Source organism: Saccharothrix longispora (assembly GCF_030852425.1).
Lineage (GTDB): Bacteria > Actinomycetota > Actinomycetes > Mycobacteriales > Pseudonocardiaceae > Actinosynnema > Actinosynnema longispora.
In genome coordinates this window covers 1-21,782 of record NZ_NSDM01000034.1, presented here as the reverse complement: position 1 = coordinate 21,782, position 21,782 = coordinate 1, and the positions used below count along the sequence as shown (strand labels likewise).

Genomic DNA, 21,782 nt, shown 5'->3' with positions numbered 1-21,782 from the left:
TGCGGGCTGTCACGGCATCAGGCGCACGCCGCACCGTTCACAGTGGGAGAAGAGAACGGTGGGGTGCCGCCGCTGAAGCTCGCGTTGTACCCGACGGTCGCGGTACCGCCGGTCGCGAGCCTGCCGTTCCAGGACGCGTTGACGACGCGCACGGTGTCGCCCGTGTCGGTCCACGTCCCGTTCCAGCCCTGGGAAACGGTCACACCGGGTGCGGAGAACGTCAACGTCCAGGAGTCGATCGAAGCACCCCGGTTCTCGATGACGATCTCGCCGCTGTAACCGCCGGACCACTGGTTGATCACGCGATGGCTCACCCGGCACCCGGTCCCCGCGGGTGGCGTGGTGGTCGTCGTCGTGCTCGTCGTAGTGGTCGTGGTCGTAGTGGTGGTGCTGGTGGTGCTGGACGTGCTCGTGGTGGTGCTGGTCGGGCCCGCGGCCATCGCCATGTCGTACGCGCGCTGCGGCACGAACTGGCCCGCGCCGGCGATGCAGCCGTCCGCCTCGCCCGGCAGCTTCACCCACAGGAACGCGGCGATCTGCGCGTCGCCGGTGTCGGTGGTGCTGGGCGTGCCGATCGCGCGCCCGGCCGGGTCGCACCACTCGCTGCCCAGCGGCCCGTTGCCGTTGCGGCTGGTGTCGACGACGGCCTTGAACCTGCTGTCGCCCAGGTTGTTCAGCACCGCCTTGGCGAACGCGACCTCGTCCCGGGTGTACCGGTAGTTCGACACGTTCGTGGCGATGCCGTCGGCGCTGTTGGCGATGTCCGCCCCGCGCAGCCGGTTCGCCGCCTCGGCCGGCGTGAGCCACGCCGAGTGGCCGATGTCGAAGTACACCTTCGCCTGCGACGACCCGGCCTTGAGCTTCTTGCCCGCGTAGGCCATCGACGCCTTGGTCTCGTTCTGCTGGCCCTCGCTCTGGCAGCTGCTCATGATCGGCAGCACGTCCGGTTCCAGGATGATCGACGCCGGGCGCCCGGCGAGACCGGCCGCGACCTCGTCCACCCACGCCCGGTACGCCTGGTGCGACGGGGCGCCGCCACCGCTGGCGCCACCGCAGTCGCGGTTCGGGATGTTGTAGACGACCATGATCGGGATCTTCCCGGCCGCCGCCGCCGCGCCGACGAACGAGTCGACCTGCGCGCGGACCTGCGAGGTGTTGGTCGTGGTGTACCACCGCGCCTGCGGCACGTTGGCGATCCGGTCGCGGATCACCGCGGCCCGCGAGTCGCCCGGGTTCTGCGCCACCCACCGCGCCGCGGAGGTGTCGGGCACGACGTAGAACGCGGAGTCGGCGGCCAGGGCGTTGGTCGCACCGCCGCCGAGCACGAGCGCCACCGCGCTCGCGACCAGTGCGCCGGACAACGCCGTCGCGGCGGCCAGCCTGCTCGTGGAGTGCGCGCGGTGGCCCTCGCGGTCGGGGCCGAGTGCTTGGGGAGAGTGCATCAGCAGGTCCTCGCAGCGTCGGTGCAACGGGGGTCTGACCGGACTGGGAGCGCTCCCAGGTGGCAGGACTGTAGCCACTGCGAAACCGTGCGGAAAAGGGGGTGTGACGCAGGGGTGTCCCCACGATTGCTCACGGTGCGTGCGCGAAAGCCCTGTTGAGGCGCATCTCAATCGGTCCTGCCCGCTGGAGTCCGTACTGTTCGACACCCTGGGTAACTGATGTGATGGCGTATTGCGCTGATCGGGTGAGCGTCGCAAGCATTGCGTCGACTGTGAAGTTGATGTCGAAAATCTGTCGAATTACGCCGGCGGGTCGATCGGCTTTGCGGCCGTTCGGACTGGAAGTGCCCGGAAATCGGACATCTCCGGCATCATGTCGGCCGCAGGTGCGGCAGGCGGGGGCGTTCGGGGGTGACTCTCCGGCGTCGAGGGCCGCCTTGCGGCATCCGGTCCATCGGCGGCGAACGTTTGGCCCACCAAGCGAGACCTGGTGAGGTCAACTTGTCAAGGGTTTGTGGTCGAACCCTCTTTTCACGGTGTTTCGATGCCGTTACAGTCCCGCACTGGGAGCGCTCCCAGAAACCTCCACCGCCCTGCCCCCCGGAGGAACCGCATGCGACGACGCATGTCCGGAGTGCTGATCGGCACGCTCGCCGTGCTGGTCAGCGCCGTGACCCCGACCCCGATCCAGGCATCGGCACAGGCCCCCGTCCAGGCCGACGCCGCGCCCGCGTTCAACTACGGCGAAGCACTCCAGAAGTCGATCTGGTTCTACGACGCGCAGCGGTCCGGCGACCTGCCGGCGGACAACCGGGTGAACTGGCGCGGCGACTCGGCGCTGCGCGACGGCGCCGACGTCGGCCTCGACCTGTCCGGCGGCTTCTACGACGCGGGCGACCACGTCAAGTTCGGCCTGCCGTTCGCGGCGAGCATGACCATGCTCGCGTGGGGCGCGGTGGAGAACCGGGGCGCCTACGAGGACTCGGGCCAGCTCCGGCACCTCCTCGCGAACCTCAAGTGGGGCACCGACTGGATCATCAAGGCGCACCCGAGCCCGAACGTCGTGTACGGGCAGGTCGGCGCGGGCGACGACGACCACAAGTGGTGGGGCGCCGCCGAGGTCATGCAGATGGCCCGCCCGTCCTACAAGGTCGACGCGTCCTGCCCCGGCTCGGACCTCGCGGGCGAGTACGCCGCCGCGATGGCCGCCTCGTCCATGGTCTTCCGGCGGTCCGACCCGACCTACGCGGACACCCTGCTGGCGCACGCGAAGCAGCTGTACTCCTTCGCCGACACCCACCGCGGCAAGTACAGCTCCTGCATCACCGACGCGGCGAAGTTCTACAACTCCCACAGCGGCTACCAGGACGAGCTGGTGTGGGGCGCCATCTGGCTGCACCGCGCCACCGGTGACGCGGCCTACCTGGCCAAGGCCAAGGCCGAGTACCCGAAGCTGTCCACCGAACCGCAGAGCACGACCCGGTCCTACCGGTGGACGATCGCCTGGGACGACAAGTCCTACGGCGCCTACGCGCTGATGGCGAAGCTGACCGGCGAGCAGCAGTACGTGGACGACACGAACCGCTGGCTGGACTACTGGACCACCGGGTACCAGGGCAACCGGGTCCGGTACTCGCCCGGCGGCCAGGCCGTGCTCGACACCTGGGGCTCGCTGCGCTACGCCGCCAACACCGCGTTCGTCGCGCTGACGCACGCCGACTGGCTGCGCGCCACCGACCCGGCGCGCGCCACCACCTACCACGACTTCGGCGTGCGGCAGGTGAACTACGCGCTCGGCGACAACCCGCGCAAGTCCAGCTTCGTCGTCGGCTTCGGCGCGAACCCGCCGCGCAACCCGCACCACCGCACCGCGCACGGCGCGTGGGCCGACACCATGCGGGAACCCGCCACCAGCAGGCACGTCCTGTACGGCGCGCTGGTCGGCGGCCCGAGCACGAACAACGACGCCTACACCGACGACCGCACCGACTACATCGCCAACGAGGTCGCGCTGGACTACAACGCGGGCTTCACCGGCGCGCTCGCCCGCCTCCACGCCGAGTACGGCGGCACGCCGCTCGCGGACTTCCCGGTCGCCGAGACCCCCGACGGCCCGGAGCTGACCGTGCAGGCCTCGGTCAACCAGAGCGCGCCCGGCTTCACCGAGGTGAAGTCGTTCATCCTCAACAGGTCCGCGTGGCCGGCCCGGGCGTTCACCGGCTCGCTGCGCTACTACTTCACCCTCGACGGCGCGACGACACCCGACCAGATCACCGTCACCACCAACTACAACCAGTGCGGCACGCCGAGCGCGCCCCGGCAGCACAGTGGCCAGGTGTACTACGTGGACGTGCCGTGCCCCGGCGTGTACCCGGGCGGGCAGTCCGCGCACCGGCACGAGGTGCAGTTCCGCATCACCAGCACGGGGACCTGGGACCCCGCCAACGACTGGTCCCACGAGGGACTGGGCTCCGGCAACACCGTCGCGCAGACCGACCGCCTCACCCTGGTGCAGGACGGCGCGGTGCTGTGGGGCCGCGAGCCCGGCCCGGCGGTGGTGGACCGCGAGGCGCCCACCGTTCCGGGTGGACTCACAGTGTCCGACGTCACCGGCAGCGGCGCGACGCTGCGCTGGACGGCGTCCACCGACAACGTCGGGGTGGTCGGCTACGACGTGCTCCGGGCGGACGGCACGATCGCAGGTGCCCCGGCCACCCCGGCGTTCCAGCTCACCGGGCTCAGCCCGGACACCGCCTACTCGTTCGCCGTCCGGGCCCGCGACGGCGCGGGCAACACGTCCGCGACCGGCGCGGTCGCGACCTTCCGGACCCGCTCCGCCGGCACCGGCCCCACCGGCTCGGTGGTCGCCCAGCAGCGCGGCGGCGGTGGCACGAGCGTCAACCAGATCGGCGTCACGCTCGCCGCCGTCAACCGGGGGACCGCGGCGGTCGACCGGTCGACGGTCACCCTGCGGTACTGGTTCACCCGGGACGGCGCCACCGCGAACCACCAGGTGTTCTGCGACTGGGCGGTGGTCGGCTGCGCGAACGTGCGCGCCACCGTCGTCACGCTCCCGACCGCGCGGCCCGGCGCGGACTCCTACCTCCAGGTCACCTTCGGCGCGGGGTCCCTCGCGCCGGGCGCGAGCACCGGTGACGTCCAGCTGCGGGTGGCCAAGTCCGACTGGTCGCCGTTCGACCAGTCGAACGACCACAGCTACCGCGCCACCACCGCGCTGGCCGACTTCGACCGGGTGACCGCCTACACCGGCACCACCCTCGCCTGGGGCGTCGAACCCTAGGCACGCAGACCCGGCACGGGGCGTTCTGCGCGCCCAGGCGTCCCGTGCCGAACCCAGCTCCCGCCCCACACCGCCGCCTTTTTGGAAGCTCGCGGGTCAACGGCTGATCCGTGCAGGAGGAGGACGCATGAGGTACCGCACCAGAGCGGGACGGTTGCGCACCGGACCGCTCGCGCTGATAGCCGCGGCAGCGACCGCCGCGGGTGTTATGCCGTTCGTCGCCCCCGTGGCGAACGCGGCCGTGACGTGCACGGTCAACTACCAGGTCACGAACCAGTGGCAGGGCGGCTTCGGCGCCAGCGTGGCCATCCGCAACCAGGGTGACGCGGTCAACAACTGGCGCCTCACGTGGACCTTCCCGAACGGACAGCGCGTCCAGCAGGGGTGGAGCGGCACGTTCAGCCAGAGCGGCTCGGTGGTCACCGTGGCCGCTCCGACCTGGTCACCCAACCTCGCGTCCGGCGCGCAGACCACGGTCGGCTTCAACGGCTCGTGGACCGGCAGCAACAACCCGCCGACCGACTTCGCGCTCAACGGCACGCCCTGCACCGGCCCGAACACCGCGCCGAGCGTGTCGCTGACCTCGCCGACGGCGGGACAGGCGTTCCAGAGCGGCGCGGCGATCGCGATGGCCGCGACCGCGGCGGACACCGACGGCAGCGTCGCCAAGGTGGACTTCCTGGCGGACGGCGTGGTCGTCGCGACCGACACCTCGGCGCCCTTCACGGGCTCGTGGACCGGTGCCGCGGTCGGCGAGCACGCCATCACCGCCCGGGCCACCGACGACAAGGGCGGGGTCGGCACGTCGACCGCCGTGGGCATCCGGGTCCTCGCGGGCCAGGCGGTCCAGGTCAGCCCGAACTCGCTGAGCGTCCGGCAGGGCAACACCGGCACGTTCGGCGTGTCGCTGGCGACCGCGCCGACGGCCAACGTCACGGTGGCGGTCTCCCGCTCCGCGGGCAGCACCGACCTCACGGCCGGTCCCGCGTCGCTGACCTTCACCCCGTCGAACTGGGCGACCAAGCAGAACGTCACGGTCACCTCGGCGGACAACGGCGGCGCCCTGGGCACGGCCACGTTCACGGTCAGCTCCACCGGCATCGCCCCGGCCACGGTCGAGGTGCGCGAGGTCGACGGCTCCGCGTCGGACTTCGAGCAGGCGTTCCTCGACCTGTACGCCAAGATCCACGACCCGGCCAGCGGCTACTTCCGGACGTTCCCGGACGGCCTGAAGGTCCCGTACCACTCGATCGAGACGCTGATGGTCGAGGCGCCGGACCACGGTCACCAGACCACGTCCGAGGCGTTCAGCTACTACCTGTGGCTGGAGGCCAGCTACGCCCGGATCACGGGTGAGTGGGCCTCGTTCAAGAAGGCCTGGGCCTCGATGGAGAAGTACATCATCCCGGCGACGGCCGACCAGCCGACGAACAACAAGTACGACCCGTCCAAGCCGGCGACGTACGCCCCCGAGCACCCGCGGATGGACCAGTACCCGTCCCAGCTCGACAGCAACGCGCCGGTGGGCCGCGACCCGATCGCGGCCGAGCTGAAGTCGGCCTACGGGACCGACGACATCTACGGCATGCACTGGCTGATCGACGTCGACAACACCTACGGCTTCGGCCGGTGCGGTGACGAGTCCGACGCGGCCCCCGCGTACATCAACACCTACCAGCGCGGCTCGTCGGAGTCGGTGTGGGAGACCATCCCGCAGCCGTCCTGCGACACGTTCGCGCACGGTGGCCCCAACGGCTACCTCGACCTGTTCACCAAGGACGCGAGCTACGCCAAGCAGTACAAGTACACCAACGCCCCGGACGCCGACGCGCGTGCGGTGCAGGTGGCGCTGCTGGCGCAGGAGTGGGCGACCGAGCAGGGCAAGGGCAGCGAGATCGCCCCGGAGGTCGCGAAGGCGGCCAAGATGGGCGACTACCTCCGCTACGCCATGTTCGACAAGTACTTCAAGAAGATCGGCAACTGCACCAGCCCGACCACCTGCCCCGGTGGCACCGGCAAGGACAGCGCGCACTACCTGATGTCCTGGTACTACGCGTGGGGCGGCGCCACCGACACGTCCGCCGGTTGGGCGTGGCGCATCGGTTCCGGCGCCTCGCACCAGGGTTACCAGAACCCCCTGGCGGCCTACGCGCTGGCGAACGTGCCGGCCCTGAAGCCGAAGTCGGCGACCGGCCAGCAGGACTGGGCCACCTCGATGACCCGCCAGCTGGAGATGCTGCAGTGGCTCCAGTCGGCCGACGGCGGCATCGCCGGTGGTGTCACGAACACGTGGGAAGGCTCGTACGGCCAGCCCCCGGCCGGCACGCCGACCTTCTACGGCATGTTCTACGACGCCCACCCGGTGTGGCGCGACCCGCCGTCGAACCGCTGGTTCGGCTTCCAGGCGTGGCAGATGGAGCGCACCGCCGCCCTGTACGAGATGACGGGCAACGCGGCGGCCAAGAAGATCCTCGACAAGTGGGTCCCCTGGGCCATCGCGAACACCACCGTCGGCGCGAACGGGGCGTTCCAGATCCCGTCCGACCTGGAGTGGACCGGCGCGCCGGACAACTGGAACGCCACCAACCCGGGCGCCAACGCGAACCTGCGCGTGCGGGTGCTCAACCACAGCCAGGACGTCGGCATCGCCGCGTCCTACGCCAAGACGCTCCTCAACTACGCGGCCGAGTCGGGCAACGCCCAGGCGAAGACCGTCGGTGAGGGCCTCCTGACGGCGCTGCTGGCGCACCGGGACGACAAGGGCATCGCGGTGCCCGAGACGCGGGCGGACTACAACCGCTTCGACGACACGTACAACACGTCGACGCGCGAGGGTCCGTACGTCCCGTCGGGCTGGTCGGGCACCATGCCCAACGGCGACCAGATCCGGCCGGGCGTCTCGTTCACCGACATCCGGTCCATGTTCAAGCAGGACCCGGACTGGCCGAAGGTCCAGGCCTACCTGGACGGCGGCCCCGCGCCGACCTTCACCTACCACCGGTTCTGGGCGCAGGCTGAGATCGCCACGGCGTTCCAGCTGCACGTGGAGCTGTTCGGGTAGGACCCAACCGAAGGTCGCCGTCACCCCCCTCACGACGTGGTGAGGGGGGTGTTCGGCGTGGTCACGACATCGCGTCTCGAATGTCGAACGCATTCGATTCGAACTCCTCGAATCGAAACATTCGCGAAACTTCGGTGTTGACTCGACTCGGAGACCTGTGCCACATTTTTGGCACCCCCCGCCGCTGAGCCGAACGGGGTGATCTCCGGTCACGAATCGAATCGTTTCGATTCACATACCTGGACATTCGACGAATTCGACGAGCGCGAGAGGTGTGCCGTGGACCCGCTGCCGTTCCGCGACCCGGGGCTCCCGGTGGAGACCAGGGTCGCCGACCTCCTCGGCCGGCTGACCGCCGAGGAGAAGGTGGCGATGCTCCACCAGCGGCAACCCGCCGTGCCCCGACTGGGCCTCGCCGAGTTCCGCACGGGCCTGGAGGCGCTGCACGGCGTGGCGTGGCTCGGCGAGGCCACCGTGTTCCCGCAGGCGGTCGGCCTGGGCGCGTCGTGGGACACCGACCTGGTGCGCCGGGTCGGCGAGGCGACCGGCGTCGAGGCGCGCGGCTTCCACCACCGCGACCCCGTCGCGCACGGCCTCAACGTGTGGGCGCCGGTGGTGAACCCGCTGCGCGACCCGCGCTGGGGCCGCAACGAGGAGGGCTACTCCGAGGACCCGGTGCTCACCGCCGAGATGGGCACGGCCTACGCCCGCGGCCTGCGCGGCGACCACCCGCGCTACCTGCGCACCGCGCCCACGCTCAAGCACTTCCTGGGCTACAACAACGAGGACGACCGCTGCACGACGTCGTCGGACCTGCGCCCCCGCGTGCTGCACGAGTACGAGCTGCCGTGCTTCCTCGGCCCGGTCGAGGCGGGTGCGGCGGTCGCCGTGATGCTGGCCTACAACCTGGTCAACGGCCGCCCCGCGCACCTCACGCCGCTGCTGGACGCCGAGTTGCGGCCGTGCGCACCGGACGGCCTGGCCGCGGTCAGCGACGCCTACGCGCCGTCGAACGTGGCCGGGGTGCAGGCGTACCTGCCCACCCACGCCGAGGCGCACGCCGCGATGCTCAACGCGGGCCTGGACAGCTTCACCGACCAGGACGCCGACCCGACGCTGACGATCGAGAGCGTCACCACCGCGATCGAGGACGGCCTGCTGGAGCAGGGGGTCGTCGACCGCGCCGTGGGCCGGGTGCTGGCGCTGCGGTTCCGGCTGGGCGAGTTCGACCCGCCCGACGGCGACCCCGCCGACGGCAACCCGTACGCGGCGATCACGTCCGACGTCATCGGCACGCACGGCGAGCTGGCGCTGGAGGCGGCGCGGCAAGCGGTCGTGCTGCTGCGCAACGACTCCTTCCTGCCGCTGCGGTCCGGCGTGGACCTGGCGGTCATCGGCACGCACGCGGACACCGTCTTCGAGGACTGGTACAGCGGCACCCTGCCCTACCGGGTGACCGTCCGCACCGGACTGGAGCAGTTCGCGACCGTCGCCCACCACGAGGGCGTCGACCGGATCGCGCTGCGCGCGGCGGACGGCCGCCACCTCGGGGTGCGCGGCGGCGTCGTCGGGCTCGGCGACCGGGCGCTGTTCGACCGGTTCGACTGGGGCGACGGGGTGTGGACGCTGCGGGACGTGGCGTCGCGCCGCTACCTCGGGGTGCGGCAGGACGGCACGCTGGTCGCCGAGGCCGTCACGCCCGGCGGCTGGGACGTGCGCGAGCTGTTCGAGCCGCGCCCCACCGACGACGGGGTCGTCCTGCGCAACAAGGTCCAGGGCACCGACATCGGTCCGTTCACCGTGGAGCTGGTCGTCGACGGGACCGCCGCCGCGGCCGAGCTCGCCGCCCGGGCCGAGGTCGCGGTCCTCGTGCTGGGCAACGACCCGCACGTCAACGGCCGCGAGACCCAGGACCGCACCACCCTGCGCCTGCCGAACCTCGACCTGGTCAGGGCGGTCCGCGAGGCCAACCCGAGGACCGTGCTGGTGCTGGTGAGCAGCTACCCGTACACCCTCGACGGCGAGGAGGAGCGGCTCCCCGCGATCGTGTGGACCGCGCACGGCGGGCAGGAGCAGGGCCGCGCCGTGGCCGAGGCGCTGTTCGGCGCGTACTCGCCGTCCGGCCGGCTGCCCCAGACCTGGTACCGCTCCGACGACGACCTGCCCGACGTGCTCGACTACGACGTCATCCGCGCGGGCAGCACGTACCTGTACTTCACCGGCGACCCGCTGTTCCCGTTCGGCCACGGCCTGGGCTACGCGACGTTCGACTACTCGGACCTGGCCCACGACGGCGGTGTCGCCCGCGTGTCGATCACCAACACCGGCCTCGCGCCCGGCGCGGAGGTCGTGCAGCTGTACTCGTCGGCCCGGCGGCCCAGGGTGCGGCAGCCCGTGCGCAGGCTCCAGTCGTTCCGGCGCGTGCACCTCGAACCGGGGGAGACCGCGACCGTCGAGCTGCCCGTCGGGCACCTGTGGCACTGGGACGTCACGACGGGGCGCCGCGTCGTCGAGACCGGGCGCTACGAGCTGGCAGTCGGCTCCTCGTCCCGCGAGATCAGGGCACGCCTCGACATCGACGTCGAGGGCGAGGTGATCGCGCCGCGCGCCGGGGTGCTGCGGGCCGTCGACTTCGACGACTGCGACGGCGTGCGGCTGGTGGACGACGAGGTGGAGTTCACCCGCGAGGGCGGCTGGATCGCGTTCCACGACGTGGTGGACGGCGAGCGGTCGGCGCCGCCGGGCACGCGGGTCTCGCGGCGCGACGGCGCGTCGCTGGTGCTCACCGCCGCGGCGGCGGGCGTGCGGGTGAGGGAGGTGCGTTGACGTGGTCACCATCGCCGATGTCGCGCGGCACGCCGGGGTCGCCCCCAGCACCGTGTCGTACGTGCTGACGGGGCGCCGCTCGATCTCCACGGCGACCAAGGCCAGGGTCGAGGCGAGCGTGCGGGCACTGGGCTACCACCCGCACGCGGGCGCCCGGTCGCTGGCCAGCAACCGGGCCAACGTGCTGGCGCTGGTGCTGCCGGTGCGCGAGGGCATGCACATGCCGGTGCTGATGCAGTTCGTCGTCGCGGTAGCCAACGCGGCCCGCAGGCACGACCACGACGTGCTGCTGGTGACCGCCGACCAGGGCGCGGCCGGGTTGCGCCGGGTGGCGGGCAGCGCCCAGGTCGACGGCCTGCTGGTGATGGACGTGGAGATGCACGACGAGCGCGTGCCGGTGCTGCGGGAGCTGGACCGGCCCTCGGTGCTGATCGGCTTCCCCGCCGACGCGGCCGGTCTGACGTGCGTGGACCTGGACTTCGCCGAGGCGGGGGCCCGCTGCGTGGACCACCTGGCCGACCTCGGGCACACCTACCTGGCGCTCGTCGGCGCGCCGCGCGCGGTCTACCAGCGCGACACAGGCTTCGCGCACCGCACCATGGCCGGGTTCAGCGCCGCCGCCATGCGCCGCGGCGTCGCCTCCACGACCCTGCCCACCGAACCCGACCACGAGTCGGTGCGCGTGGCCATCACGGGCCTGCTGGACCGGCACCCCGCCGTGACCGGCCTGGTCGTGCACAACGAGGCCGCCCTGCCCTCGGTCGTGGAGGTGCTGCGCACGCTGGGCCGCAAGGTGCCCGACGACATCGCGGTGATCGCGATCTGCCCCGACGACCAGGCCGAGCGGCTGATGCCGCCGCTGACCTCGGTGGCGGTGCCCGCCGAGCAGCTCGGCCACCACGCGGTCGCGCTGCTGATGGCCAAGCTCGACCGCACCCCGACGCCCCCGCTCACGCTGCTGCCGCCACGGCTGACCGAGCGGGCGAGCACCACGCGCTGACCCCGCGTCCCCGGCCCGCTCCGCCGGGTGCCGTCGAAGCGCTTCGAACTCAACAGGAGGAACACCGGATGGGCTTGCGCGAGATCAGCGGCGGATTCGACTGGCGCGACGGCCACCAGGTGGTGCGCGTGGAGGCGTGGGGACCCGACGCCGTCCGCGTGCGGGTGGGGCTGACCGGCGTGCGCGACGACGTGCCCGGCGCGTTGGTCGGGCGGCCCGACGCCGAGGTCGAGGTGAAGGTCGGGCAGGCGAGCGCGGTCCTGGTCAACGGGAAGCTGCGCGTGGAGCTGGGCGAGGGCCTGCTGCGGTTCGTCCGCGAGGACACCCAGACCGAACTGCTGGCCGAGGAGCGCATCCACTTCTGGTGGCCCGGCTCCCGGCTGTTCACCTCGACCGGCAACGGCTACCACCGCGTGGCGCAGAACTTCCGCGCCTACGACGGCGAACGCCTCTTCGGCCTGGGCCAGCACCAGCACGGCCTGCTCGACCAGAAGGGCGCGGTCGTCGAGCTGGTGCAGCGCAACGCCGAGGTCACCATCCCGTTCCTGGTGTCCAGCCGCGGCTACGGCCTGCTCTGGAACACCCCCGCCGTCGGCCGCGTCGAGCTGGGCCGCACCGGCACCCGCTGGGTGTCCGACAGCGCCCGCCAGATCGACTACTGGCTCACCGCCGGCGACCCGGCCGACGTGCTGCGCAACTACGCCGACGCCACCGGCCACGCCCCGGAGTTCCCCGAGTGGGCGGCGGGGTTCTGGCAGAGCAAGCTGCGCTACCGCTCCCAGGAGGAGCTGCTGGCCGTCGCCCGCGAGTACCGCGACCGCGGCCTGCCGCTGTCCGTGATCGTCGTCGACTTCTTCCACTGGACGCACCTGGGCGAGTGGCGCTTCGACCCCGCCGAGTGGCCCGACCCGGCCGCCGCCGTGCGCGAGCTGGACGGGATGGGCGTCAAGCTCATGGTGTCGGTGTGGCCCTCGGTCAGCCCGCTGTCCGAGAACTACCCGGTGATGCTGGAGCGCGGCCTGTTCATCGCCACCGAGCAGGGACCGCCGGTGCACGCCGACTGGCCCGACAAGGGCGTCGAGGGCGAGGTGGGCGTGTCGTTCTACGACGCGTCCAACCCGGAGGCCCGCGCGTTCGTCTGGGACCGGGTCAAGCGCAACTACTACGACCACGGCGTGCGCGTGTGGTGGCTCGACGCGTGCGAACCCGAGCTGAAGCCCGGCGCGCCGGAGAACCTGCTCACCCACGACGGCCCCGGCCTCGAAGTGCTCAACGCCTACCCGGTGAACAACGCCAGGGCGTTCTTCGAGGGCATGCGCGCCGAGGGCGAGACGGAGATCATCACCCTCAACCGCTCGGCGTGGGCGGGCAGCCAGCGCTACGGCGCCGCCCTGTGGTCCGGCGACATCCCGGCCACCTTCGAGTCCCTGGGCGCGCAGATCCGCGCCGGGCTCAACGTGGCGCTGTCCGGCATCCCCTGGTGGACCACCGACATCGGCGGCTTCCACGGCGGCGACCAGGCGTCGCCCGAGTACCGCGAGCTGATCGTCCGCTGGTTCCAGTACGGCGCGCTGTGCCCGCTGTTCCGGCTGCACGGCTTCCGCGACCCCGACGTGCCGCTGCACCCGACCATGACCGGCGGGCCCAACGAGGTGTGGTCCTACGGCGACGAGGCGTACGAGCACATCACCGCCGCCATGCGGCTGCGGGAGCGCCTGCGGCCCTACGTGCTGGAGCAGATGCGCGTCGCCACGGAGACCGGCCTGCCGCCCATGCGGCCGCTGTTCGTCGACTTCCCCCACGACGAGGCCGCCTGGGCCGTGGACGACCAGTTCCTGTTCGGCCCGGACCTGCTCGTCGCCCCGGTGTACCGGCACGGCGAGCGGTCACGGGAGGTGCGCCTGCCGGCGGGCGCGCGGTGGACCGACCACGCGACCGGCGAGGTCCACGAGGGCGGGCGGACCGTCCTGGCGGACGCGCCGCTGCACCGCATCCCCCTCTTCGTGCGCGACGGCGCACAACCCTTCTGACCCGACGCAAAGGGGCGTTTCCACCATGGACAACCTCACCCGCAGAGGTTTCTTCGGCTTCTCGGCCGCGGTCGGCGGCGCATTCCTGGTGGGCTGCGGCGGCACGGCCGCCCAGCACACCGGCAGCGCGCTCGACGCCGACGCGCTGGCCAAGGTGCTGCCCGCGCACATCCCGGTCGAGTTCGCCAAGCCCGACCTGCCCGGTGTGAACGGCTCCGCGCCCGGCTACCTGAAGTTCCCGGACACGCTCGTCGCGGCGGTGGAGGAGAAGCCGCTCAAGGGCGGCGAGGTCACCGCCATGACCCCCGCGTTCTGGCCCGTCCCGCCGGGCCTGGGCGAGAACTCCTACTACGACGTCGTCAACGAGCGCCTCGGCGGCGTGGTGAAGTTCGACCTGGTGCAGGGCAGCGACTACGCGGCGAAGCTGGCCGCGATGATGGCCGGCAGGAACGTGCCGGAGATGACCGTCATGCCGACGTTCACCATCCCGCCGCGCTTCAGCGAGGGCGTCGGTGAGGTGTTCCGCGACCTGACCGACTTCCTCGCCGGGGACAAGGTGAAGGACTACCCGCTGCTGGCGAACATCCCCACCGACGCGTGGCACGCCTGCGTCTACGGCGGCCGGCTCTACGGCGTGCCGTTCCCGGACAAGCCGTTCCCCGAGGCGATGTTCTACCGCAGCGACATCTTCGAGCAGCTCGGCGTCGAACCGCCGAAGAACGCCGACGAGTTCGTGGCGCTGTGCAAGGAGGTCAACGACCCCGGCGCCAACCGGTGGGCCGTCGGCGACGTGTTCCGCTCGATGATCCGCATGTTCGGCGACCCGGGCGACTGGAGCCGCGACCCCTCCGGCAAGGTCGTCAACAAGATCGAGACCGAGGCGTACACCGAGGCGGTCAAGTTCACCCAGTCGCTGTACGCCGCCGGGTACGTGCACCCCGACCTCGTCGCGGGCAGCACGACCCGCGTCAAGGAGCTGTTCGCGGGCGGGCAGATGCTCGTCTACCAGGACGGCCTGGGCGCGTGGCGCGAGGCGCTGGCCCAGCAGCGGCCCACCAACCCCGGCTTCCGCATGGACGCCTTCCCGCTGTTCGCGCACGACGGCGGCAAACCGTCCTACCCGGTGAGCCCGCCCACCGCGATGGTCACCCTGATCCGCAAGGACCTCCCCGACGACCGGGTGCGCGAGCTGCTGAAGGTGGCGGACTTCGCCGCCGCGCCCATCGGCACCGAGGAGCACTTCCTGCTGCGCTACGGCACCGAGGGCAAGCACAGCGCCCGCGGCGCGGGCGGCGCGCCCGACCTCAACGAGCTGGGCCGCAAGGAGATCACCCTCACCTACGGCTTCCTCGCCTCGCCGCCGGACGCCATCGTGGAGACCCAGTACCCCGACTACGTCGAGTCGCTGCACGCCTGGCTCGCCGACGCCCAGCAGCACCAGGTCAAGCCGCCCACGTTCGGGCTGCGCATCGAGGAGCCCGCCGAGCACTCCAAGCTGCCCAAGCAGTTCGAGGACCGGACGAACGACATCCTGCGCGGGCGCACCCCGGTCTCCGAGGTCGGCAAGCTCGCCGAGGACTGGCGCAAGGCCGGCGGCGACGAGCTGCGCGAGTTCTACGACAAGGCGCTCACCGATGCCGGGCGCTGACCTGCTGGAGCGGCCCGCCGTCTCGGCGGGCCGCCCCGCCTCCCCACCCCGCCGCGCCGCCTGGGCCCGCCGGCTGCGCCGCGACTGGGCGCTGCTCGTGATGGTGGCGCCCGCCGTGGTGCTGCTGGTGGTGTTCCACTACGTGCCGCTGTTCGGCAACGCGGTCGCGTTCCAGGACTACTCGCCGTACGTCGGCATCGCGGGCAGCCAGTGGGTCGGGTTCTCGAACTTCGCGCGGATCGTCGGCGACCCCGCCTTCTGGGACGCCACCGCCAACACGCTGACGATCACCGCGTTCCAGCTGGTGTTCTACTTCCCGGTGCCGATCGGCCTGGCGCTGCTCGTGCACAGCCTGCTCTCGCCCCGGCTGCGGATGTTCGTGCAGAGCGTGGTCTACCTGCCGCACTTCTTCTCCTGGGTGCTGGTCATCACGCTGTTCCAGCAGATGCTGGGCGGCGCGGGCGTGCTCAACCAGTTCCTGCGCTCGCACGGGTTCTCCCCGGTGGACGTGATGACCGACCCGGACCTGTTCCTCGTCCTGGTCACCGCGCAGTCGGTGTGGAAGGACGCGGGGTGGGGCGCGATCGTGTTCCTGGCTGCCCTGTCCACCGTGGACACCTCGCTGTACGAGGCGGCGGCCGTGGACGGCGCGGGGCGGTGGCGGCGCATGTGGCACGTGACGCTGCCCGCGCTGATCCCGGTGATCGTGCTGCTGCTCATCCTGCGCCTCGGCGAGGCGCTCACGGTGGGCTTCGAGCAGTTCCTGCTCCAGCGCGACGCCGTGGGCGCGGCCACCGCGGAAGTCCTCGACACGTACGTGTACTTCACCGGCGTGGTGAACTCCGACTTCTCCTACGCCGCCGCGGCGGGCCTCGTGAAGGGCCTCGTCGGGTTGGCGCTGGTGCTCGCGGCCAACAAGGTCGCGCACCTGGTCGGCGAGCAGGGGGTGTACTCCCGATGACCGCAGCAGTGCGCCCCGCGTGGGACGAGGCCCCGACCCGGCTCGGCCAGGCCGTGAAGGCCGTGGTGGTCGGCGTCGTGCTGCTGGCCGTGCTGTTCCCGCTGTGGGTGGTGGTGCTGACCAGCGTGTCGCCGTCCACCGCCATCACCGAGGCCGGCGGTCTCGTGGTGGTGCCCGACGGGTTCACCCTCGGCGCCTACGCCGAACTGCTGTCCGGCGGCACCGTCACCCGGTCCGTGCTGGTCAGCACCGGCATCACGGTCGTCGGCACGCTGTTCAGCGTGGTCGTGACGCTGCTCGCCGCCTACGGCCTGTCCCGGCCGGGCTCGTTCGCGCACCGGCCGCTGCTGTTCGTGGTCCTGCTGACGTTCCTGTTCGGACCCGGCCTGATCCCCACCTACCTGCTGGTGCAGTCGCTGGGCCTGCTCGACACCTACGCGGCGCTCGTGCTGCCCGGCGCGGTGGCCGCCTTCAACCTGGTGGTGCTGCGGTCGTTCTTCATGAACATCCCGCAGGACCTGGTGGACAGCGCCCGCATCGACGGCGCGGGCGACTTCCGGGTGCTGACCCGGATCGTGCTACCGCTGTCCAAGGGCGTGACGGCGGTCATCGCGCTGTTCTACGCGGTCGGCTACTGGAACGCGTTCTTCAACGCGTTCCTGTACCTCAACTCCACCGACAAGTGGCCGTTGCAGCTGGTGCTGCGCGCCTACGTGCTCCAGGGCCAGCCGATCCCCGGCGCGAGCCCGGCGGACTCCACGCTGGACGGCACCGGGGGCCTGGTGGCGACGCTCGCGGTGAAGATGGCGGTGGTGGTGATCGCGGTCGTGCCCGTGCTCCTCGTCTACCCGTTCGTTCAGAAGCACTTCACCAAGGGCGTGATCGTGGGGGCGATCAAGGGATGACCCGGCTCGCGGACGGACGGCTGCGGTACGGCGGCGACTACAACCCCGAGCAGTGGCCCGAGGAGGTGTGGCCGCGCGACGTCGAGTTGATGCGCGAGGCGGGCGTCACCACGGTGACCGTGGGCGTGTTCTCCTGGTCGCGCATCGAGCCGCGACCGGGGGAGCGGGACCTCGGCTGGCTGGACCGGGTCCTCGACCTGCTGCACGACGGCGGCATCGAGGTCTTCCTGGCCACCCCGACCGCGTCGCCGCCGCCCTGGCTCGGGCACCGGCACCCGGAGACGCTGCCGGTCGACTTCGACGGCCACCGCCTGTCCTACGGCTCCCGCAACCAGTTCTGCCCGTCGTCCCCGGTGTACCGGGAGCACGCGCTGGCGCTGGTCGACGACCTGGCCGCGCGGTACGGCGACCACCCGGCGCTGGCGCTGTGGCACGTCGGCAACGAGCTGGGCCAGGTGTGCCACTGCGACGTGACCGCCGAGCACTTCAGGACGTGGCTGCGCGCCCGGCACGGCTCGCTGGACGCGCTCAACGCGGCCTGGCACACCGCGGCCTGGAGCCAGCGCTACGGCGAGTGGGACGAGGTCGTGCCGCCGCGCCGCGCCCCCTACCTGATCAACCCCGGCCAGCGGCTCGACTTCGCCCGGTTCTGCTCCGACGCGCTGCTGGGGCACTTCACCGCAGAGCGCGACGTGCTGCGCCGGCACACCCCGCACGTGCCGGTGACCACGAACTTCATGGGCCTCGACGCGCCGCTGGACTACTGGGCGCTGGCGCGCGAGGAGGACGTTGTCTCGCACGACTGGTACCCAGACCCGGCCGACCCGACCGCGCACGTGGTCAGCGCGCTGGGCTTCGACCTGATGCGGTCGTTGAAGGACGGGCCGTGGCTGCTCATGGAGCAGGCGACGAGCGCGGTGAGCTGGCGGCGGCGCAACCCGCCCAAACCCGCCGGGCAGCTGCGCGCCCAGTCGGTGCAGGCGGTGGCGCGCGGCGCGGACGCGGTGTGCTTCTTCCAGTGGCGGGCCTCCGCGGGCGGCGCGGAGAAGTTCCACTCCGGCATGGTCCCGCACGCCGGACCCGACAGCCGGGTGTTCCGCGAGGTCGCGGCGCTGGGCGCGGACCTGGAGGCCCTCGCGCCGGTCGCCGGGACGGACGTGACGGCGTCGGTGGCCGTGGTGCTGGACTGGGAGAGCTGGTGGGCGGCCCGGCTCGACGCGCACCCCTCGGCCGACTTCGACGTGCTCAGGCGCGTGCGCGACTTCTACGAGCCGCTGTTCGACGCGGGCGTCGCGGTCGACTTCGCCCACCCGGCGGCCGACCTGACCCGCTACCGCCTGGTGGTCGTGCCCAACCTGTACCTCGTCCGCGACCCCGCGCCGCTGGTGTCCTACGTCGAGGGCGGCGGCACGCTGGTGATGGGCTTCTTCTCCGGCGTGGTCGACGAGCACGACCGGGTGCGCCTGGGCGGCTACCCGGCCCCGTTCCGGGAGCTGCTCGGCCTGCGCGTCGAGGAGATGGCGCCGCTCGGCCCGGACGAGGTGGTGCGGTGCGCCTCCGCCTCACTGGGCGGGTTCACCGCGGACTCCTGGTGCGACGACCTGCGCGCCGAGGGCGCCGAGGTGGTCGCGTCGCTGGTCGACGGCGGGGTGCCGGTCGTGCTGCGCAACCGCTTCGGCACGGGCACGGCCTGGTACGTCGGCACCCGGCCGTCGCCGGAGGGGACCCGCGCGCTGCTCGACCGGGTGCTCGCCGAGGCCGGCGTCGACCCGGTCCTCGCGGTGCCGCGCGGGGTCGAGGCGGTGCGCCGCGGCGAGGTGCTGTTCCTGGTCAACCACGGCGTCGCCGACGTGCGGGTGGACGTGCCGGGTGCGCACGACGACCTGCTGTCCGGCACGGTCGTGTCCGGTTCGCTGACCCTGGGGAGGTTCGGTGTCGCGGCTCTGGTTCAGCGGTCCCGCTGAGCGGTGGGAGGGGGCGCTGCCGCTGGGCAGCGGCCGGTTCGGCGCGATGTGCTGGGGCACCGGCCGGTTCGACCTCAACGACGACCGGATGTGGTCCGGCGCGCCCGCCCGGCCCGTCGACGGCGTGGCACGGGTGCTCGCCGCCCGCGAGGCCGTGCTGGCGGGCGACCCGGAGGGGGCCGAGGAGCTGCTGCGGTCCGTCCAGGGACCCGACACCGGCGTCTACCAACCGCTGGGCACGCTCCGGGTGCACGGCCTGGAGCCGGGGGAGGGCTACGAGCGGTCGCTCGACCTGCGCACCGGCGTGGCGGCCGTGCGCTACTCCGGGGGCGTCCGGCAGGTCGCCGTGTGCTCCTCCGAGCACCACGCGCTGGCCGTGCGCGTCGAGGGCGCGCCGCACGTGACGGCGGACGTGGACCGGGCGCTGCCCCTCACCCGGGTCGAGGAACCGGGCGCGGTCGTCTTCTACGCCGGCCTGGCCGACCCACCGCCGTGGCGGGAGTTCCACGACCGGGCCGTCGCCGACCACCGGGCGCTGTTCGACCGGGTCGCGCTCGACCTCGGACCCGCGCCCGACGCGCCCGTGGACGAGTGGCCCGCCGACGACCCGGCGCTCACCGCGCTGTTGTTCCAGTACGGCCGGTACCTGCTGATCGCCTCGTCCCGACCCGGCACCCTGCCCGCGAACCTCCAGGGCGTGTGGAACCCGCACGCCGACCCGCCGTGGAGGTCGAACTACACGCTCAACATCAACACGCAGATGAACTACTGGGCCGCCGAGCCCACGGGGCTGCCCGAATGCCACGAACCGCTGTTCGACTTCGTCGACGGGCTCGCCCCGCGCGGGGCGGAGACCGCACGGTCGCTGTACGGCGCGGACGGCTGGTGCGCCCACCACAACAGCGACCCGTGGTTCCTGACCACCCCCGTGCAGGGCGACCCGGCGTGGGCGAACTGGCCGATGGCCGGCGTCTGGTTGTGCCTGCACCTGTGGGAGCACTACGCCTTCACCGGCGACGCGGAGTGGCTGCGCACCCGTGCCTGGCCGCTGATGCTCGGTGCGGCCGACTTCTGCCGGTCGTGGGTGTTCGAGCACGACGGCGTCCTGACGACCGCGCCGTCCACGTCACCGGAGAACCACTACGAGAGCCCGTCCGGCAACCCGGTGGCGGTGGGCGTCGGCTCCACCATGGACCTGACCCTGGTGTGGGAGCTGTTCACCCGCCTGCGCGAGGCGGGGGAGGTGCTGGACCTGCCGGTCGACACCTCCCTCCTGGACGGCCTGCCGCCGCTGCCGATCGGCTCCCGGGGGCAACTGCTGGAGTGGGCCCGCGAGGCGCCCGAAACCGAGCCGCGGCACCGGCACGTGTCGCACCTGGTCGGCCTCTACCCGGGCAGCCGCATCCGGCACGGCACCCCCGAGGCCGAGGCCGCCCGCCGGGTGCTGGAGGAGCGCGGCGACGAAGGCCCCGGCTGGTCGCACGCGTGGAAGGCAGCCCTGTGGGCCAGGCTGGGCGACGGCACGCGCGCCGCGTCGCTGCTCGCCGCCATGCCCCGCTGCGAGAACCTGGTGGCGGCCGACCCGTTCCAGGTGGACGGCTCCCTCGGCCTGCCCGCCGCCGTGGCCGAGATGCTCGTGCAGAGCCACACCGGCGTGGTGGAGCTGCTGCCCGCGCTGCCCACCCGGTGGCGGCACGGGAGCGTCACCGGCCTGCGGGCGCGCGGCGGCCTGACCGTGGACCTGCGCTGGCGCGACGGCGAACCGGAGGCGGTCGCGATCACCGCCCGCACGGCCCGCGAGGTCGTGTTGCGGCACGGGGAGCGCGTCGAAGTGCTGCGGGTGCGCCCGGGAACGCGGCACGACCTGTCCTGGTGAACCGAGGCCACGGCTCACGCCGCCACCGCGGGTGGTCGGTGGAGCAGGTTCTGGCGTGGCCTCTGTGCGGGGTGGGTGTGTCGGGGTGGGATGAAGGTCGGTGTCCCGCCGGTGGTGGTGATCCGCCGGTGTGTGTGGTGGATGAGTGTGTGGTGGGTGCGGCAGGGCAGGGCGAGGTTGTCCAGGTCGGTGGTGCCGCCGTCGGCCCGGTGTTGGATGTGGTGGGCGTCGCACCACTGGGGTGGTCGGTGGCAGTCGGGGAAGGCGCAGCCCCGGTTGCGGGCGTGCAGTGCGCGGCGTTGGGCGGTGCTCACGGTCCGCTTGGCGCGGCCGGGGTCGAGTACTTCGGACGCCCCGCCGAGGACGACGGGGAGGACTGTGGCGTCGCAGGCGGTGCGGCGGGCTTGGGCTGCGCTGAGGTGGTGGTCGCCGTCGAGCACCGCGTGCCCGACGCCCCGGCGGAGGGTGTCGTGGTCGATGGTGACGCTGATGTGCGGCCGTTCTCCGGCTTCGGTGGGCAGGTCGCCCGACCGCGAAGCCAGTGCGATCAGGTCGGCGAACGCCTCACCGCGCCGTCGTGCCGCGTCGCGGGGGCCGTCCGGGTGGGGTGTGGGGAGTGGTTCGAGCATCGCGGTGAACCGCGCGCCGCTCTCGGCGGACAGTTCGCCGAAGAATTCGAGTCGTCCGCCGGGCAGGTCGCGCAGGTGCAGCACGTCGCCGGTCTTGGCGGCGGGTTCGTCCACCTCGTCCACGCGGTCCTGTTCGGCG

General features: G+C 72.2%; 12 protein-coding genes. 10 read left to right on the top strand and 2 right to left on the bottom strand.

All coding sequences use genetic code 11. The features are described from left to right. Positions 1-17 precede the first annotated feature (17 nt). Entirely contained in the window at positions 18-1,442 is a 1,425-nt protein-coding gene (locus CKY47_RS36270; protein ID WP_306750913.1) for a glycoside hydrolase family 6 protein, read from the bottom strand. 613 nt (positions 1,443-2,055) lie between these two features. Between CKY47_RS36270 and CKY47_RS36265 the strand changes: the two genes are divergently transcribed. From CKY47_RS36265 to CKY47_RS36220, 10 genes are all read left to right on the top strand, one after another. Beyond that, positions 2,056-4,743, top strand: a complete 2,688-nt coding sequence (locus tag CKY47_RS36265) for a glycoside hydrolase family 9 protein (RefSeq protein WP_306750912.1) — start codon at positions 2,056-2,058, stop codon at positions 4,741-4,743. A gap of 208 nt (positions 4,744-4,951) precedes the next feature. Further along, positions 4,952-7,804 carry a glycoside hydrolase family 48 protein gene (locus CKY47_RS36260; RefSeq protein WP_306750911.1) on the top strand — a complete coding sequence of 951 codons (2,853 nt, stop codon included), beginning with the start codon at positions 4,952-4,954 and terminating at the stop codon, positions 7,802-7,804. Between the two features lie 279 nt (positions 7,805-8,083). Next, entirely contained in the window at positions 8,084-10,630 is a 2,547-nt protein-coding gene (locus CKY47_RS36255) for a beta-glucosidase family protein (RefSeq protein WP_306750910.1), read from the top strand. A gap of 1 nt (position 10,631) precedes the next feature. Then, on the top strand, positions 10,632-11,630 hold the full coding sequence (locus CKY47_RS36250; RefSeq protein ID WP_306750909.1) for a LacI family DNA-binding transcriptional regulator: 999 nt from the start codon (positions 10,632-10,634) through the stop codon (positions 11,628-11,630). A gap of 68 nt (positions 11,631-11,698) precedes the next feature. Beyond that, a complete protein-coding gene (locus CKY47_RS36245; RefSeq protein ID WP_306750908.1) occupies positions 11,699-13,660 on the top strand; it encodes a glycoside hydrolase family 31 protein in 1,962 nt (653 codons plus the stop codon). Between the two features lie 25 nt (positions 13,661-13,685). Beyond that, complete coding sequence (locus CKY47_RS36240) at positions 13,686-15,308, top strand: extracellular solute-binding protein (protein WP_306750907.1); 1,623 nt, start codon at positions 13,686-13,688, stop codon at positions 15,306-15,308. Beyond that, positions 15,295-16,269, top strand: coding sequence for an ABC transporter permease (locus CKY47_RS36235; RefSeq protein WP_306750906.1), 975 nt, complete (start codon positions 15,295-15,297; stop codon positions 16,267-16,269). The genes CKY47_RS36240 and CKY47_RS36235 overlap by 14 nt, the downstream gene beginning before the upstream one ends. Continuing rightward, entirely contained in the window at positions 16,266-17,174 is a 909-nt protein-coding gene (locus CKY47_RS36230; RefSeq protein WP_306750905.1) for a carbohydrate ABC transporter permease, read from the top strand. Before CKY47_RS36235 ends, CKY47_RS36230 begins: the two co-directional genes overlap by 4 nt. Further along, positions 17,171-19,138, top strand: coding sequence for a beta-galactosidase (locus CKY47_RS36225; RefSeq protein ID WP_306750904.1), 1,968 nt, complete (start codon positions 17,171-17,173; stop codon positions 19,136-19,138). The genes CKY47_RS36230 and CKY47_RS36225 overlap by 4 nt, the downstream gene beginning before the upstream one ends. Beyond that, entirely contained in the window at positions 19,107-21,014 is a 1,908-nt protein-coding gene (locus CKY47_RS36220; protein ID WP_306750903.1) for a glycosyl hydrolase family 95 catalytic domain-containing protein, read from the top strand. Before CKY47_RS36225 ends, CKY47_RS36220 begins: the two co-directional genes overlap by 32 nt. A 14-nt stretch (positions 21,015-21,028) precedes the next feature. On the opposite strand, the gene CKY47_RS36215 is transcribed toward CKY47_RS36220, so the two are convergent. Further along, the coding region (locus tag CKY47_RS36215; protein WP_306750902.1) for an HNH endonuclease signature motif containing protein at positions 21,029-21,782 on the bottom strand (754 nt) is incomplete at its 5' end.